The following is a 16,337-nucleotide window of genomic DNA, read 5'->3' as shown; positions in this document are numbered from 1 at the left end:
CTCAACCACGTTTGAGTACATGGACGATCCGCTCGCGGTCGTCATCGGACACCCACCACCCACATGGAATATGCACCAGGCGCTTGTAAAACTCGTCCAAGCCTGGCATTGCGCCGGCAAACGGTTTAAATACGGAGTGAAAGTGGTTGGGCCTATGAAGTTTTGACGCCATCACGCCATTCGCGGCTAATAATTTCTCAACGTCGTCCGAGTCATCTGCCAATAGCGTGTACAGCCAGTAGGCCGGTGTGGCCTGTGCTTCTACGGTCGCCGGCGCAATACCGGTTATCCCGGTTAACGCTTGATCAAAATAACGCCCGTTATCGTGGTGTTTTTTCAACAATGGCGATATGCCCTCCAGCTGCTTTAATCCAATCACAGCAGCGACGTTGTGCATATTGTATTTGTAACCTGCGGTCGTAATATCGACTTCGGTACGAGGCACGCCTTTCGCCAAACCAAACCAGCGCAGCTTCCGCGCCTCCGCCATCTGGGCCGGGTCTTTCATTACCAGCATCCCACCATCGACGGTGGTCATGTGTTTAATTGCTTGGAATGAATAAATCGCGTAGTCGGCCATCGAGCCGACAGGCTCGCCGCCATACTCAGCACCCAATGCATGGGCGCAATCTTCAATCAGAGAGATATTGTGCCAGTCCGCAATATCTCTGAGTTCTTTGAGGCGTGCAGGGTAACCGGCGTAATGTACGACACAGATGGCCTTGGTCTTTTCGGTTACTGCAGCTTTTACAGCGTCAGGGCAAAGATTACCTGTTTTGCGCTCAACATCGGCAAATACCGGCGTCGCGCCCATTTGCAAAATAGTCGTATTGGTCGGCTCGGCCGTCATGGAAGTCGTGATGACTTCATCACCGGCGCCCACGCCTGCCAACAGCATCGACAGGTGAAGGGCTGCAGTGCCGCTGCTGGTTGCCAACACATTTTGCAGTTTGAAGGTTTCAGCAAATACTTGTTCAAAACGATAGACATGCTCCCCTTCAGAAATCATGCCACTGTAGAGTACCGACTCCAACGCAGGGAGCAGAATATCGCGTGGAGGCATTGCGACTTTCACGAGAGGTAGCGGTGGAGTTGTGTTGGACATTTTTCAGACCCGATCAAGAAATTTGATGTTCGGAAGCTCAACCGCCGTGCGGCCGCTTAAATATTTAACCATTCTAACGGCAGCAGACTGCAAATTAAGCGCCACTCCGCTTTTTTCCAATTCAGCTAGCAAGGGGTCATCTTGAGCACTATTAAGAGACCACCTTGCGGGCATGGAAGCCATCATCAGGTCGACGACATCTCTACTGTCCCCTTCCCACTCTGCGACGGTGAGTCCGCTGTTTGAAGCCAATACAATAATTCGGGCGTTTTCATTTGAAATCACTTGACCGCGAATCGCGAAAGGCGGCAGCCCGCGCGTCAAAAGACGGGTTGAATCAGGCCAATCGTTTGTCGCGTAATCCACCTTGACACTATGTTCGATAACGCATTCAACAGAACCAAAGCGATCTTCCTGATCGATGACAAACCCTTGACTGACGTAAACCTCGGGTTTTTGCGTCCAGAGCACCAATGCGCCCAAATTTTCGCGCTCGGCAAACTCGATAGCGCGGGACATTAAACGTGAAGCCAGACCTTTTCCGCGCCACTGTTCAGCGACACACACAAGCCCTATCAGACCGATGGAATTGCCTGAACCTATATCCAGATACCTTACGACCAGAGCGGCGAGCGTTTCGTTCTGTTCTTCAGGGTTTATGAATTCAATGCAAGACACATTTTCATCATCCGCCAGCCACGGAAAATGGGTAACCAAATCGATACCTCGCCCTCTGGAAGCAAAAAAAACCTCCCAAAATAGCGTACGCGCAGATTCAGGGGCCCCTGAAGAGATAATTGGCTTCAACGTAAAACCCATCCGATACAACTCCATTTCTCAACTCATCACGACGCAAACTGGAAGAATTTTTCCTGCCGTTCTCGGGTTACCGTATCAAAACCCTCAGCTCTGGCAAACCGTCATAAAAACCTCAACGACCCATAAAGCAAACTTGAGCAAGACGCCCGAAAATTGGCATTTATTACCCCTTCACAGTCAGGGCTCCTGCAACAGCATCAGTACCGAAATATGAAGATCTCGCATGGAAGAGATTACCCGATTAGTCATCTGAAAATTCGTTCACGCTACGACGCGCAATCGAGGATGAAATGCTCAAGGCTACCTAAAGCTTGCTTACCAGCGCCGGAGTAGATTTATCCTCCGTGAGAACCTGTTCAGAGCTAAAAAAACTCGGACGGCGACGCAGCAAACTGCGCGCGACGGCAACTGCCCCTCCCAGCGCGAGCCCCGCAAGCAAGCCGATCAGGATGATCAGCATTTTTTTCGGTTTGATCGGTCGCAGCGGCTGTAGAGCCTGCTGATCTACGACGACGAGCTTCAGCTCATCCATATTTGTATTGAAAAGCTTCAACCTTACGACTTCAGCACGCAACGGCTCTACACCCGCAAGAAAAATATCTTCATTTTTACGCTGCCCCAGCACCTCAACCTCACGGTTGGCCTTGAGCAACTGCAGCTCTTTGGCAATTTGAGCGATACGCCCTTCGGTAAAGTCATCTGACTTACGTGCCTGCAACGCCGTGCGTTCAGCTTGAAGCGCTTCAACCCCCATAAAATAGAGCGGGATTTGTTGATTGTTTATTTCTGTTCGCATGATGCTACCGCTTTCACGGCGCGACTCGCCCAACGATGTAGGCGAGGAGGGTTTTTCTATACCTAATGACTTGGCAATGCCTATCGCCTCATTTAATTGAGAGATCCGGTCAGCGCGTTGAATTTTCAGTTGCTCACGGAGTGCTTTCAGTTCGTCCGTCAATTTAGCGCGTCGAAGGCTGTCTACTTCTTGCAAAGAAGCGATCCTAGCTTCCTTGCTATTTAAATAATTAGCCCGTGCGGCGTCTAGCTTAACAGATAGCTCATTGAGACTATTTTGTATGATGACATTCAAGTCAGCCGCGATTTGCTTTCGCTCAGACGCGATAGCATAGCCGACAAAATTGTTAAGTATTGTAACGCCATCAACGCCTTGGGGATAATTCATCTCCAGCCTGATGAAAGTGCTTATGGAGTCAGACGTCTTGGCATCGGGCAAAATGAGCTTGATCGAGTTTTGATTGAACGCCTCGAAACTCTGCTCAAGGCTGCGCCCTGGACGAACAAAGCTCTTGAAGAGCTGTTGATTCTCACGAAAAAACCTCAACCTCGTCTCGTACGACTCCAGCGCAGCGCCCACTTTCAAAAGCGCCTCACGGGAAGACAGCCTATAAAGCTCAGACCGATTCAGTGCATCCAACTCGTTAATAGCGGCGGGGCGCAAGACACTACTGACCTGATACTCAGGGGTAGCCGAAAAGGCGTAAATGGCCGCCACCAGCACAGCGCCTGCGGCGAATAGCGCGATGAGTTTTTTCTGGTGCATAACGGATTGAAAGAGCGCGACGAGGTCGATGTCGTCGGACGAGGGCACCGAGGGCGCACGGAAATTACTACTCACAACAAAAACCTGCCTTCAAGGAGAAACTGCGGGCTCGTTATGCAGACGATTTGCTGTGTTTATTTATAATTATGTTAATACCGCTCAAAACCCGGCGTCGCTGCTAGGTCAGGAACACACAAAAATGCCTGTTATCGAGAATGCCCGCATTTTGCCATCTATCGCTTACATTACAAGCCTTGACAAGTATGCAGGACATTTCCTCGCGCGCGTAGGGAGCTTTCCGATGCGCGCAAATATGAGATGCCGTGAGGTTTTTGAGAGAGGCTATCGATCAAATTGATAACCGATGCAGTAGGTTTTCCGACGAACGGATGAGCCCGTTGGGAGCGCTGAAGGCCAAGCGATCAGCGACACCACGGCTAAGCGAAATTGCGGTGAGCAACCCTGCGCAATGAAGAGCCCCTTCGATCAAGGCCAAACCAAAATGGCCAGATACTAAACTTTATGCCTTATTCGCCGACTGTTTTTTAACCCGCTGAGCAAAAAAAGCGCAGGCCCCACTAACAGACCTATGATCAAAGCCACTACTATAAACAACGAGACAGGCAGGGATGGCGTAGCCCACCCGACAAACGACAACGCCGTTTTTTGTTGGTTTTCCAGTGCGAACGCCAAAACCCCAAACGCAATAACCAGCACAATGAACACTGCAAAAACGCGCTTAACCCCACGCATAACCTTCTCCTACCCCAAAAACACTCAGACGCCCTCTTCCTCTTCTTCGTTCACCCGGTCGCGCAATTCCTTGCCCGGCTTGAAGTGGGGAACGAACTTTCCGTCGAGGCTGACGGATTGGCCGGTTTTTGGGTTACGGCCTACTCGCGGTGCGCGGTAGTGCAGGGAGAAACTGCCGAAGCCGCGGATTTCGATGCGATCTCCGGTGGCAAGGCATTGGGACATTTGCTCAAGCATGGTCTTGATAGCCAGCTCCACATCCTTGGATGAGAGCAGCCCTTGATGGGTGACAATTCGTTCGATCAACTCCGACTTCGTCATATTTTTCCCTTCTTTTTCAAGCAGCTAGGAAAAGCGCTTCAAAGGTTTTAGCATGACTTGATGAATTTGAACAGCCCGTGCATAAACTAATATACGACTGAATAAACACTGACGAACAAAGCTCCTCAGGCTATTTGCAGATTACGAGCATCTTGCGTGTGACGGCTCCTGCCGGGTTCCATCCGAACAAGTAGTCGCCCTCTTCATCCGTGGCGTCGCTGGAGCGCGTGATGACCTTGTAGCCCTGCATCTTGCACTCGCGTGCAGCGCGCTTCTCGCACTTCCCCCACTTGTTGCCTAAGCCCGAGCAGTCGATCTCTACACCGCTGACGCCGCGCTTCACATAAGTTTTTGCACTGGTGCTTGCGCACCCTGCCAGCATTACCAGGGCGAGCACTACGATAAGCCTGTTCATCCGAATCCTTATTGAAACAACAGCGTTGGTGAAGCCTTTCTGAAGACTATAGTCACTTCCGACACTGAGCTGAACGCGCTGGTTCTAAGTTGTTGATTCAACAAATTTCAGGCACAAAAAAGGGCGACCGAAGTCGCCCTTTTCCTACAGCTTTTACAGAACTTAGTTCTGCTTAGCCATTGCTTCGCGCAGCAGGGAGGCCATGGTGGTCTCGCCAGTTGCAGCTGCCGGAGCTTCTTTCAGGCTCTGGATAGCTTCTTTCTCTTCAACTTCGTCTTTCGACTTGATGGAGAGTTGGATTACGCGGCTCTTGCGGTCAACGCTGATGATCTTGGCTTCTACTTCCTGGCCTTCTTTCAGTACGTTGCGCGCGTCTTCAACGCGGTCACGGCTGATTTCGGAGGCTTTCAGAGTCGCTTCGATATCGTCGGCCAGAGTGATGATGGCGCCTTTAGCGTCAACTTCTTTCACAGTGCCCTTAACGATTGCGCCTTTATCGTTCTCTTGAACGTACTCGGAGAACGGATCGCTTTCCAGTTGCTTGATACCCAGGGAGATGCGCTCGCGCTCTGGGTCAACCGACAGGATAACGGTGTCCAGCTCGTCGCCCTTCTTGAAACGACGAACAGCTTCTTCGCCCACTTCGTTCCAGGAGATGTCGGACAGGTGAACCAGGCCGTCGATGCCGCCGTCCAGACCAATGAAGATACCGAAATCGGTGATCGACTTGATGGTGCCGGAGATTTTATCGCCCTTGTTGAACTGGCCGGAGAAATCTTCCCATGGGTTAGATTTGCACTGCTTGATGCCCAGGGAGATACGACGACGCTCTTCGTCGATGTCCAGAACCATAACTTCCACTTCGTCGCCGACTTGTACGACTTTCGAAGGGTGGATGTTCTTGTTGGTCCAGTCCATTTCGGAAACGTGTACCAGGCCTTCCACGCCTTCTTCCAGCTCAGCGAAGCAGCCGTAGTCGGTCAGGTTGGTAACACGCGCGGTCACGCGAGTGCCTTCTGGGTAACGTGCTTTGATAGCAACCCATGGATCTTCGCCCAGCTGCTTCAAGCCCAGGGAAACGCGGTTGCGCTCACGATCGTACTTCAGAACCTTGACATCGATCTCGTCGCCAACGTTGACGATTTCGGAAGGATGCTTGATACGCTTCCAAGCCATGTCGGTAATGTGCAGCAGGCCATCGACGCCACCCAGATCGACGAATGCGCCGTAATCGGTGAGGTTTTTGACGATACCTTTGACTTGTTGGCCTTCCTGCAGGGATTCCAGCAGAGCTTCACGCTCGGCGGAGTTCTCTGCTTCCAGGACGCTGCGACGGGAAACGACAACGTTGTTGCGCTTCTGGTCGAGCTTGATGACCTTGAATTCGAGTTCTTTGCCTTCCAGGTGCGTGGTGTCGCGCACTGGACGAACGTCGACCAAAGAACCTGGCAGGAACGCACGGATGCCGTTAACGTCGACAGTGAAGCCGCCTTTAACCTTACCGTTGATAACGCCCTTGACCACTTCTTCAGCTGCGAAGGCTGCTTCGAGAACAATCCAGCATTCAGCGCGCTTGGCTTTTTCACGGGACAGCTTGGTTTCACCGAAACCGTCTTCAACCGAGTCCAGAGCAACGTGAACTTCGTCACCGACATTGATTGTCAGATCACCAGCATCGTTGTAGAACTGTTCCAGCGGGATCAGAGCTTCAGACTTCAGACCAGCGTGAACGGTTACCCAGCGAGCTTGGTAATCGATATCAACGATAACACCGGTGATGATGGAGCCTGCCTGAAGGTTCAGGGTTTTTAGGCTTTCTTCAAAGAGTTCCGCAAAGCTTTCGCTCATTTTAATTCCTGTTGATAAGGGCGAAGAATACGCCCATCTCCACACCCCAGACGGTGTGGGTCAGTTTCAATTAAAAGAAGCACCACAGGACTATGACTGGTCCCCTGCAGCCTTCTTGGTCACCCGGCGATGTCGCGAATGGCGATCTCGCTCATGATGCGTTCCAGCACCTGATCGATGGACAACTCCGTGGAATCCAGCTGGATGGCATCAGCCGCCGGTTTGAGCGGGGCTACTGCGCGCTGGGTATCACGCTCATCGCGTGCACGGATCTCATCTAGCAGACTCGACAGACTAACACCATCGACTTTGCCCTTCAACTGCAAGTAGCGGCGGCGCGCCCGTTCCTCGGCGCTGGCCGTCAGGAAAATCTTCAGCGGCGCGTCGGGAAACACCACGGTGCCCATGTCGCGGCCGTCGGCCACCAGCCCCGGCGCTTCCTGGAAAGCCCGCTGACGCTGCAGCAACGCGTCACGCACCGCCGGCAGCGCGGCAACCTGGGAGGCCAAGGAGCCTACCTGTTCGTTACGCAGGTCGTCCGTCACATCATCGCCTTCGAGGATGATGCGCTGGGGATGGCCTTCCGTCGCCCCGACGAACTGCACATCAAGGTGCGCCGCCAGCAGTTTCAGGGATTCCTCGTTGGTCAAATCGACGCCATGATTGCGCGCAGCAAATGCCAGCAGACGATACAGCGCGCCGGAATCCAGCAGGCCCCAGCCGAGGCGCTTGGCCAGGATGCCGGCGATCGTGCCTTTACCCGAACCGCTTGGCCCGTCGATGGTTATCACCGGTGCTTTGATATTCACAATTGAGCCTCTTGGGCAACACGGATGCCGACTTGGGCACACAGTGTAAGAAAATTCGGAAAAGACGTAGCAACATTGGCGCAGTCATGGATACGAATCGGCGCCGCCGCCCTTAGAGCAGCCACACTGAAGGCCATCGCGATGCGGTGGTCGCCATGGGCATGAACCTCACCACCGGCCATCGGGCCACCGTCAATGATAAGCCCATCCGGGGTGGCTTCACACTTCACACCCAGCGCCGCCAGACCGTCGGCCATGACCTGGATGCGATCGGACTCCTTCACACGCAGCTCCTGGGCACCGCGCAACACAGTGCGCCCCGCAGCACACGCAGCTGCGATAAATAACACCGGAAACTCATCGATCGCCAACGGCACCAAAGCCTCGGGAATCTCGATACCTTTCAACGCCGCAGCGCGTACCCGCAGATCGGCAACCGGCTCCGCGCCTACTTCGCGCAGGTTTTCCACGCGGATATCCGCGCCCATCAACCGCAGGATATCGATCACCCCAGTCCGCGTCGGATTGATACCAACGTGCTCCAGCACCAACTCCGAACCCTCGGCAATCGAAGCAGCCACCAGAAAGAACGCCGCCGAAGAGATATCCCCCGGCACTTCAATCGAGGTCGCCGCCAACGCATGGCCGGACTCGACCGACGCCGTCGCGCCCTCCACCGTCACCGGATAACCAAAACCACGCAGCATGCGTTCGGTATGATCGCGGGTCGGCGCGGGCTCAGTCACCGCAGTCCTGCCGTCGGCATACAGACCGGCCAGCAGCAGGCTGGATTTAACCTGGGCACTGGCCATCGGCAGCGTGTAGGTCAAGCCCTTCAATGGCTGGCCGCCACGGATGGTCAACGGCGGGCGACCTTGCGGGCCGGTCTCGATCAGCGCGCCCATCGCCCGCAGCGGCTCGGCCACGCGGTTCATCGGGCGCTTGGACAGCGACGCATCGCCGGTCAACACGCTGTCGAAGCGTTGCGCGGCCAGCAACCCGCAGAGCAGCCGCATGGACGTACCGGAGTTACCCAGATAAATCGGCCCGGGTGCAGGCTTCAAGCCATGCAGGCCCACACCATGGATGGTCACGCGACCATGGTGCGGCCCCTCGATCACCACCCCCATGTCGCGAAACGCCTGCAAGGTCGCCAGGGCGTCTTCGCCCTCCAGGAAACCTTCGATCTCGGTTACGCCCTCAGCCAACGAGCCCAGCATGATCGACCGATGGGAGATCGACTTGTCGCCCGGCACCCGGATGCGACCGTTCAAGCGGCCACCCGGGTTGGCGAGAAACGTCAGCGCTTGGGCGTCCACAGCGGTTTCCATATAGGCCCGGCGAGCCAGGATCTTGCTGAAATGTTCACGCGCCACCCGCGCACGGGTGAACACCCCCAATAATTGATGGCCGTCCCCGGCATCCACCGCGTCGCGTAGGGCGTCGAGGTCGCTGCGGAAGGTGTCGAGCGTGCGCAACACCGCCTCGCGATTAGCCAGGAAGATGTCGTGCCACATCACCGGGTCGCTGCCGGCAATGCGCGTGAAATCGCGGAAACCACCGGCGGCATAACGAAAAATCTCAAGGTTCTCGTTGCGCTTGGCCAGCGAATCCACCAGACCAAACGCGAGCAGGTGCGGCAGATGACTGGTCGCCGCCAGCACTTCGTCGTGGCGTTCGACCTGCATATGCTCGACATCCGCCCCCAGCTCGCGCCACAAACGATCCACCACTGCCAGAGCCGCCGGATCGGTTTGCTCAAGCGGCGTTAGGATGACTTTGTGGCGGCGGAACAACTGCGCATTCGACGCCTCGACCCCGCTCTGCTCGGAGCCGGCAATCGGATGCCCAGGCACAAAGCGCGCCGGCATGCCGCCAAAGGCCAGTTGCGCCGCGCGCACCACGTTGCCCTTGGCACTGCCGACATCGGTAAGAATCGCTTGCCCAAGGTCCATCCGCGCCAGCACCGCGAGTAACTTCTCCATGGCCAGGATCGGTACGGCCAGCTGAATCACATCGGCCCCCTGGCACGCCAGCGCCAGGTCGGCTTCGCAGCGATCCACTACGCCCAGCTCAACCGCCAACTGGCGCGATTGCGGGTCCAGATCGACGCCTACCACCTCGCCGCATAGCCCGCTTTCACGCAGGCCCTTGGCGAATGAACCACCGATCAACCCCAGGCCGACCACCACCAGGCGACCGATCATAGGCACAACAGGTTGCAATGCAGTGACATCAACCACGAGCCAGAACCTTGGCCAGCGCCTCCAGGAAGCGGCTGTTTTCAGCCGGCAGACCGATGGTGACTCGCAGGTGGTTCGGCATGCCGTAATTGGCCACCGGGCGCACGATCACGCCTTCGCGCAGCAACCCCTGGAATACCGGCGCGGCTACCTGGCCGAGGTCGACGCAAATGAAATTACCCTTGGACGGGATCCAACCCAGGCCCAACTCACGGAAGCCGTCCTGCAACTGCTGCATACCACGCTCGTTGAGGCGACGGCTTTCCTCCAGGTAGTCGACATCCTTGACCGCCGCACAGGCCGCGGCCAGGGCCAGGCTGTTGACGTTGAACGGTTGGCGCACCCGGTTAAGCACATCGGCGACCACCGCGCTCGACAAGCCATAGCCCACCCGCAGCGACGCCAGGCCATAGGCCTTGGAAAACGTACGCGACACCAGCAGGTTCGGATACGCGGCGAGGAAATCCAGGCCATCCGGCAGGTCGCTGCCTTCGGCGTACTCGATGTAGGCCTCGTCCAGCACCACCAGCACATGCTCGGGCACGTCCTGCAGGAAGTCATTCAAGGCCTCGGCACCGAACCAGGTGCCGGTCGGGTTGTTCGGATTCGCGATGAAGACCACGCGGGTCTGCGCATCGATAGCCGCCAGCATGGCCGGCAGGTCATGCCCCCACTCCTTGGCCGCAATCACCCGCGCCTCGGCGCCGACAGCCTGGGTCACGATCGGGTAGACCGCAAATGCGTGCTCGCTGAACACTGCGTTCAAGCCGGGCGCCAGGTAAGCGCGGCCGACCAACTCCAGAATGTCATTGGAGCCGTTGCCCAGGGTCACCTGGTTCAGCTCCACCCGGCATTGTTCCGCCAACAGGGACTTGAGCGAGAAGCCGTTGCCATCCGGATAGCGGGTCAGCTCGGCCAGTTCTTCACGAATCGCCGCCAGTACCTTCGGGCTCGGGCCCAGGGGGTTCTCGTTACTGGCCAGCTTGACGATGCTCGCCGGGTCCAGATTCAACTCACGCGCCAGCTCGTCCACCGGCTTGCCCGGAACGTAAGGCGACAGTTGTTGCACGCCCGGCTGCGCCAGGGCGAGGAAGTTGCCACTCATGTTAACGCCTCACAAAACCGCTTTCGGGTAAGAGCCCAGCACCTTGAGTGCCACGGCTTCCTGACTGATTTTCTCGAGCACGCCCTTGACCAGCGGGTCGCGGTGATGGCCGACGAAATCGATAAAGAACACGTAGGTCCATTTACCGCTGCGCGAAGGTCGAGTCTCGATACGCGTCAGGTCGATCCCATTGTCATGGAACGGCACCAGCAGCTCATGCAGCGCGCCAGGCTTGTTGCTCATGGAAACGATGATCGAGGTCTTGTCGTCGCCGGTCGGCGGCACTTCCTGGTTACCGATCATCAAAAAGCGCGTGGAGTTGTCCGGGCGGTCCTCGATTTTTTCGGCCAGGCGCGTCAGGCCATACAGGCCCGCCGCCATGTCACCGGCGATCGCCGCCGAGTTCCACTCGCCCTTGACCCGCTTGGCCGCCTCGGCGTTGCTGGACACCGCCACACGCTCGACATTCGGGTAGTGGGCGTCCAGCCACTTGCGGCACTGAGCCAGGGACTGGGCGTGGGAATAGATGCGGCTGATGCTGTCGGTCTTGGTGTTCTCACCCACCAACAGGTGATGGTGGATACGCAGCTCGACTTCGCCGCAGATCACCATGTCGTGCTCGAGGAAGCTGTCCAGCGTGTGGTTGACCGCGCCCTCGGTGGAATTTTCCACCGGCACCACGCCGAAATTCACCGCACCGGCCGCCACTTCACGGAACACTTCGTCGATCGCCGCCATTGGCTTGCTGATCACTGCGTGGCCGAAGTGCTTCATGGCCGCCGCCTGGGTGAAGGTGCCCTCGGGACCGAGGTAGGCCACTTTCAGCGGCTGCTCCAGGGCCAGGCACGACGACATGATTTCACGGAACAACCGCGCCATCTCTTCGTTACCCAGCGGCCCTTTGTTGCGCTCCATCACACGCTTGAGCACCTGGGCTTCGCGCTCCGGCCGGTAGAAAACCGGCACTTCGCCTTCCGCCAGGGACGCCATCTTCACCCGCGCCACTTCCTGGGCGCACCGCGCGCGCTCACTGATCAGCTCCAGGACTTTCTCATCCAGACTGTCAATACGCACGCGCAGGGCCTTGAGTTCTTGTTCAGACATTAGCCGTGTTCCTTTTCGAACTCTGCCATGTAGGCCACCAGCGCGTTGATCGCGTTGATGTCGACAGCGTTGTAGATGGAGGCGCGCATGCCGCCCACCGAACGGTGACCCTTGAGGTTGAGCAGACCGCGCTCGTCCGCGCCGGCCAGGAACGGCTTGTCCAGGCGATCGTCGGCCAGGCGGAATGGCACGTTCATCCACGAGCGATCGGTTTTGTTGATCGGATTGCTGTAGAGGCCACTGGCGTCGATGAAGTCGTACAGGGTGCGCTTCTTCACTTCATTGAGCTTGCCCATGGCCGCCACGCCGCCCTGCTCCTTGAGCCACTCGAACACCAGGCCGGAGAGGTACCAGGCGAAGGCCGGCGGGGTGTTGTACATCGAGCCGTTATCGGCCGCGACCTTGTAGTTGAGCATGGTCGGGCAGACCGACCGGGCGCGGCCCAGCAGGTCTTCGCGGATAATGTTGACCAGAATGCCGCTCGGGCCGATGTTCTTCTGGGCCCCGGCGTAGATCATGCCGTAGCGCGACACGTCGATGGGACGCGAGAGAATGTCCGAGGACATGTCGCACACCAGCGGAACGTCACCCACTTGCGGTACCCAGTCGAATTCAAGGCCGCCGATGGTTTCGTTCGCGACGTAGTGCACGTACGCCGCGTCTTTCGACAGCTTCCACTCGTTCTGGCCGGGAATGGCGAAATAATCGTAAGGCTTGGCGGTGCCCGCCACATTGACGTGGCCGTAGCGCGAGGCCTCCTCAATCGCTTTCTGCCCCCAGATGCCGGTGTCGATGTAGTCCGCAGTGCCGTCTTCCGGCAGCAGGTTCAGCGGGATCTGGGCGAATTGCTGGCTGGCACCGCCTTGCAGGAACAGCACTTTGTAGTTGGATGGAATGTCGAGCAAGTCGCGCAGATCCTGCTCGGCCTTGGTGGCGATGGACACGAACTCATCGCTGCGATGGCTCATTTCCATCACGGAGAGGCCTTTTCCATGCCAGTCGAGGAGTTCACCCTGCGCGCGCTGCAGGACTGCTTCAGGAAGCGCCGCGGGACCGGCACAGAAGTTATAGGCTCTCTTGCTCACATCCAATCTCACTCTGATCTGGTGGGGCTGCAATCATGTTCGGTAACAACCTTTCTCCGGAGCGAACCCTTGTGGGAGCTGGCTTGCCTGCGATAAGGGCACCTCGGTAGCGTAGTGATACCGCGGCGCCACCATCGCAGGCGAGCCAGCTCCCACATTGACCGCGTCCAGCCAAAGGACGTGTTATTTCATAAGGGACAAACAACAAGGGGGCGAATCTTCATCCGCCCCCTGTGTGTCCGCTTATTCCTGCGGTTCTTCTTCGTCTGCGGCAGCGTCGAGGGTTGGCTCGTCGACGGTGTCATCGCCCGTTGCGATCACCTCGCCTTCGAACTCCTCACCTTCCAGCTCTTCGCCTTCGACTTCCGATGGTTCCTGGACGCGTTCCAGGCCTACCAGTTTTTCGTCCTTGGCCAGCTTGATCAAGGTAACGCCCTGGGTATTACGGCCCAGGCTCGACACTTCGGCCACGCGGGTACGGACCAGGGTGCCCTGGTCGGAAATCAGCATGATTTCCTCGCCGTCGAGCACCTGCACCGCGCCAACCAGACGGCCGTTGCGATCGTTGCTGACCATGGCGATCACGCCCTGGCCGCCACGCTTATACTCCGGGAACTCGCTGATGGCGGTGCGCTTGCCATAACCACGCTCGGAAGCGGTGAGGATCTGGCTGCCTTCTTCCGGGATCAGCATCGAAATCAGCTTCTGCCCTTCCGGCAGACGCATGCCGCGCACACCGCGAGCGGTACGGCCCATGGCGCGAACGTCGGATTCCTTGAAGCGAGTGACCTTGCCGCCGTCGGAGAACAGCATGACTTCACGTGCGCCATCGGTGATGGCGGCCGAGATCAGCACGTCGCCTTCGTCCAGCTCCAGGGCGATCAGGCCCACGCTGCGCTGACGGCTGAAGGATTCCAGCGGGGTCTTCTTCACAGTGCCCTTGGCGGTGGCCATGAAGATGAAGTGACCTTCGGTGTATTCCTCGACCGGCAGCATGGTGGTGATGTACTCATCACTGTCCAGCGGCAGCAGGTTGACCAATGGGCGACCACGGGCGGCACGGGAGGCCTCCGGGATCTCGTAGGTCTTGAGCCAGTACACCTTGCCCTTGCTGGAGAACAGCAGCAGCGTGGTGTGGCTGTTGGCGACCAACAGGTGAGCGATGTAGTCCTCGTCCTTCACGCCGGTAGCCGATTTACCTTTACCGCCACGACGCTGGGCCTGGTAGGCCGCCAACGGTTGGGTCTTGGCATAGCCGCCGTGGGAGATGGTCACCACGCGCTCTTCTTCCGGGATCATGTCACCCAGGGTCAGGTCGAGGCGCGCATCGAGGATCTCGGTGCGGCGCACGTCGCCGTATTCGGCGCGGATCACTTCCAGTTCTTCGCGGATCACTTCCATCAGGCGCACGGCGCTGCTGAGGATGCGGATCAACTCGCCGATCTGGTTGAGGATTTCCTGGTACTCGGCCAGCAGCTTCTCGTGCTCCAGACCGGTGAGGCGATGCAGACGCAGCTCCAGGATCGCCTGGGCCTGTTCCGGCGAGAGGAAGTACTTGCCTTCGCGCAGACCGTATTGCGGGTCCAGGGTCTCCGGACGGCAGGAATCAGCACCGGCACGTTCAACCATCGCGACAACCGCGCTGGATTCCCAGGGCGTGCTGATCAGCGCTTCCTTGGCTTCCGACGGGGTTGGCGAGGCCTTGATCAGGGCGATCACCGGGTCGATGTTCGACAGCGCAACCGCCTGGCCTTCCAGGATGTGGCCGCGCTCGCGGGCCTTGCGCAGTTCGAACACGGTACGGCGGGTGACCACTTCGCGACGGTGACGCACGAAGGCTTCCAGCAGATCCTTGAGGTTCAGGATGCGCGGGCGACCGTCGATCAGGGCCACCACGTTGATACCAAACACGCTTTGCAGCTGGGTCTGGGCGTAGAGGTTGTTGAGGATCACCTCCGGCACCTCGCCGCGACGCAGCTCGATCACGACGCGCATACCGTCCTTGTCGGACTCGTCGCGCAGCTCAGTGATGCCTTCGAGCTTCTTCTCCTTGACCAGCTCGGCGATCTTCTCGATCAGGCGCGCCTTGTTCAGCTGGTATGGGAGTTCGGTAATGACGATCTGCTGGCGGCCACCGACCTTGTCGATGTCTTCGATGATCGAGCGGGCGCGCATGTAAATGCGCCCGCGACCGGTGCGGTAGGCTTCGATGATACCGGCGCGGCCGTTGATGATCGCGGCGGTCGGGAAGTCCGGGCCGGGGATGTATTGCATCAGCTCATCGACGGTCAGCTCAGGGTTGTCGATGAGGGCCAGGCAACCGTCGATGACTTCACCGAGGTTGTGCGGCGGGATGTTGGTGGCCATGCCCACGGCGATACCGCTGGAGCCGTTGACCAGCAGGTTGGGGATCTTGGTGGGCATGACGGCCGGGATCATTTCGGTGCCGTCGTAGTTCGGCACCCAGTCCACGGTTTCTTTATGCAGGTCGGCCAGCAGCTCGTGCGCCAGCTTGGTCATGCGCACTTCGGTGTATCGCATGGCCGCGGCGTTGTCGCCGTCGACCGAACCGAAGTTGCCCTGGCCGTCTACCAGCAGGTAGCGCAGGGAAAACGGCTGGGCCATACGTACGATGGTGTCGTACACCGCAGTGTCGCCGTGAGGGTGATACTTACCGATCACGTCACCGACAACACGGGCAGATTTCTTGTACGGCTTGTTCCAGTCGTTACCCAGCTCGCTCATCGCGAACAGCACACGCCGGTGCACGGGCTTCAAGCCATCGCGCGCATCAGGCAGTGCTCGACCGACAATCACGCTCATCGCGTAGTCGAGGTAGGACTGTTTCAGCTCGTCTTCGATATTGACCGGGAGGATTTCTTTGGCCAGTTCGCCCATGAGAAGCCTGATTCCTTTTTCGGGTGAAACTTCGTCACATCCATTCGGGACGAACGAAGCTCGCCGCTGCCGGCAGAGTGCCTGGCAACGACTTACGACAAATCAACGAGTTATGACACGGATCTGCACGTTATAGGACACCCCTCGGGGTGGCCTTGGAAACCGCCGGATGTTATCACAATCGCCGCCACGCACCTATCCCCTTGATGGGCATGGAGCATAGTAAGTTGACGGATGACAGGCTTGAGGGCGACGAGAGGGGCTCAGAGGT

Annotated in this window: 13 protein-coding genes; all 13 read right to left on the bottom strand. The window is 57.7% G+C overall.

The genetic code is table 11. The features are described 5' to 3' along the window. Position 1: 1 nt before the first annotated feature. The 13 genes from PSH94_RS08315 to gyrA all read right to left on the bottom strand — a co-directional run bounded on the left by PSH94_RS08315 (position 2) and on the right by gyrA (position 16,066). Positions 2-1,105, bottom strand: a complete 1,104-nt coding sequence (locus PSH94_RS08315; RefSeq protein WP_267165221.1) for a DegT/DnrJ/EryC1/StrS aminotransferase family protein — start codon at positions 1,103-1,105, stop codon at positions 2-4. A 3-nt stretch (positions 1,106-1,108) separates the two neighbouring features. After that, positions 1,109-1,924, bottom strand: coding sequence for a GNAT family N-acetyltransferase (locus PSH94_RS08310; RefSeq protein ID WP_266248564.1), 816 nt, complete (start codon positions 1,922-1,924; stop codon positions 1,109-1,111). Between the two features lie 304 nt (positions 1,925-2,228). Next, positions 2,229-3,560, bottom strand: a complete 1,332-nt coding sequence (locus tag PSH94_RS08305) for a Wzz/FepE/Etk N-terminal domain-containing protein (RefSeq protein WP_305437085.1) — start codon at positions 3,558-3,560, stop codon at positions 2,229-2,231. A 438-nt stretch (positions 3,561-3,998) separates the two neighbouring features. Then, positions 3,999-4,238: a lipopolysaccharide assembly protein LapA domain-containing protein gene (locus PSH94_RS08300; protein ID WP_305437083.1), complete on the bottom strand. Its 240-nt coding sequence runs from the start codon at positions 4,236-4,238 to the stop codon at positions 3,999-4,001. Positions 4,239-4,262: 24 nt separating this feature from the next. Next, the gene (gene ihfB, locus PSH94_RS08295; RefSeq protein ID WP_003189779.1) at positions 4,263-4,559 is read right to left on the bottom strand and encodes an integration host factor subunit beta; all 297 of its coding nucleotides are present in this window, start codon (positions 4,557-4,559) and stop codon (positions 4,263-4,265) included. 130 nt (positions 4,560-4,689) lie between these two features. Next, positions 4,690-4,974, bottom strand: a complete 285-nt coding sequence (locus PSH94_RS08290) for a hypothetical protein (protein WP_266248558.1) — start codon at positions 4,972-4,974, stop codon at positions 4,690-4,692. A 162-nt stretch (positions 4,975-5,136) separates the two neighbouring features. Continuing rightward, positions 5,137-6,822 (bottom strand): 30S ribosomal protein S1, encoded by a 1,686-nt coding sequence (rpsA, locus tag PSH94_RS08285; protein WP_124361860.1) that lies wholly within the window; start codon positions 6,820-6,822, stop codon positions 5,137-5,139. A 119-nt stretch (positions 6,823-6,941) separates the two neighbouring features. Further along, complete coding sequence (gene cmk, locus PSH94_RS08280) at positions 6,942-7,631, bottom strand: (d)CMP kinase (RefSeq protein WP_181078237.1); 690 nt, start codon at positions 7,629-7,631, stop codon at positions 6,942-6,944. Next, positions 7,628-9,838, bottom strand: a complete 2,211-nt coding sequence (locus PSH94_RS08275) for a bifunctional prephenate dehydrogenase/3-phosphoshikimate 1-carboxyvinyltransferase (protein ID WP_305437725.1) — start codon at positions 9,836-9,838, stop codon at positions 7,628-7,630. Before PSH94_RS08275 ends, cmk begins: the two co-directional genes overlap by 4 nt. 28 nt (positions 9,839-9,866) lie before the next feature. Beyond that, positions 9,867-10,979, bottom strand: a complete 1,113-nt coding sequence (gene hisC, locus PSH94_RS08270; protein WP_305437081.1) for a histidinol-phosphate transaminase — start codon at positions 10,977-10,979, stop codon at positions 9,867-9,869. Between the two features lie 9 nt (positions 10,980-10,988). Then, positions 10,989-12,083, bottom strand: a complete 1,095-nt coding sequence (gene pheA, locus PSH94_RS08265; protein WP_034096534.1) for a prephenate dehydratase — start codon at positions 12,081-12,083, stop codon at positions 10,989-10,991. After that, complete coding sequence (serC, locus tag PSH94_RS08260) at positions 12,083-13,168, bottom strand: 3-phosphoserine/phosphohydroxythreonine transaminase (RefSeq protein WP_181078233.1); 1,086 nt, start codon at positions 13,166-13,168, stop codon at positions 12,083-12,085. The genes pheA and serC overlap by 1 nt, the downstream gene beginning before the upstream one ends. Positions 13,169-13,411: 243 nt before the next feature. Then, positions 13,412-16,066, bottom strand: a complete 2,655-nt coding sequence (gene gyrA / locus PSH94_RS08255; RefSeq protein WP_305437079.1) for a DNA gyrase subunit A — start codon at positions 16,064-16,066, stop codon at positions 13,412-13,414. Positions 16,067-16,337 lie beyond the last annotated feature (271 nt).

It is taken from the genome of Pseudomonas sp. FP2254 (genome assembly GCF_030687695.1).
Classification (GTDB): Bacteria; Pseudomonadota; Gammaproteobacteria; order Pseudomonadales; family Pseudomonadaceae; genus Aquipseudomonas; species Aquipseudomonas quebecensis.
This window is presented reverse-complemented; position numbering and strand designations above follow the sequence as displayed.

Bases quoted from the DNA above. Each gene is read 5' to 3' on its own strand.
- PSH94_RS08315 (WP_267165221.1), bottom strand. From the start codon at position 1,105: ATGTCCAACACAACTCCACCGCTACCTCTCGTGAAAGTCGCAATGCCT.
- PSH94_RS08290 (WP_266248558.1), bottom strand. From the start codon at position 4,974: ATGAACAGGCTTATCGTAGTGCTCGCCCTGGTAATGCTGGCAGGGTGC.
- PSH94_RS08310 (WP_266248564.1), bottom strand. From the start codon at position 1,924: ATGGGTTTTACGTTGAAGCCAATTATCTCTTCAGGGGCCCCTGAATCT.
- PSH94_RS08275 (WP_305437725.1), bottom strand. From the start codon at position 9,838: ATGATCGGTCGCCTGGTGGTGGTCGGCCTGGGGTTGATCGGTGGTTCA.
- rpsA (WP_124361860.1), bottom strand. From the start codon at position 6,822: ATGAGCGAAAGCTTTGCGGAACTCTTTGAAGAAAGCCTAAAAACCCTG.
- pheA (WP_034096534.1), bottom strand. From the start codon at position 12,083: ATGTCTGAACAAGAACTCAAGGCCCTGCGCGTGCGTATTGACAGTCTG.
- hisC (WP_305437081.1), bottom strand. From the start codon at position 10,979: ATGAGTGGCAACTTCCTCGCCCTGGCGCAGCCGGGCGTGCAACAACTG.
- gyrA (WP_305437079.1), bottom strand. From the start codon at position 16,066: ATGGGCGAACTGGCCAAAGAAATCCTCCCGGTCAATATCGAAGACGAG.
- ihfB (WP_003189779.1), bottom strand. From the start codon at position 4,559: ATGACGAAGTCGGAGTTGATCGAACGAATTGTCACCCATCAAGGGCTG.
- PSH94_RS08300 (WP_305437083.1), bottom strand. From the start codon at position 4,238: ATGCGTGGGGTTAAGCGCGTTTTTGCAGTGTTCATTGTGCTGGTTATT.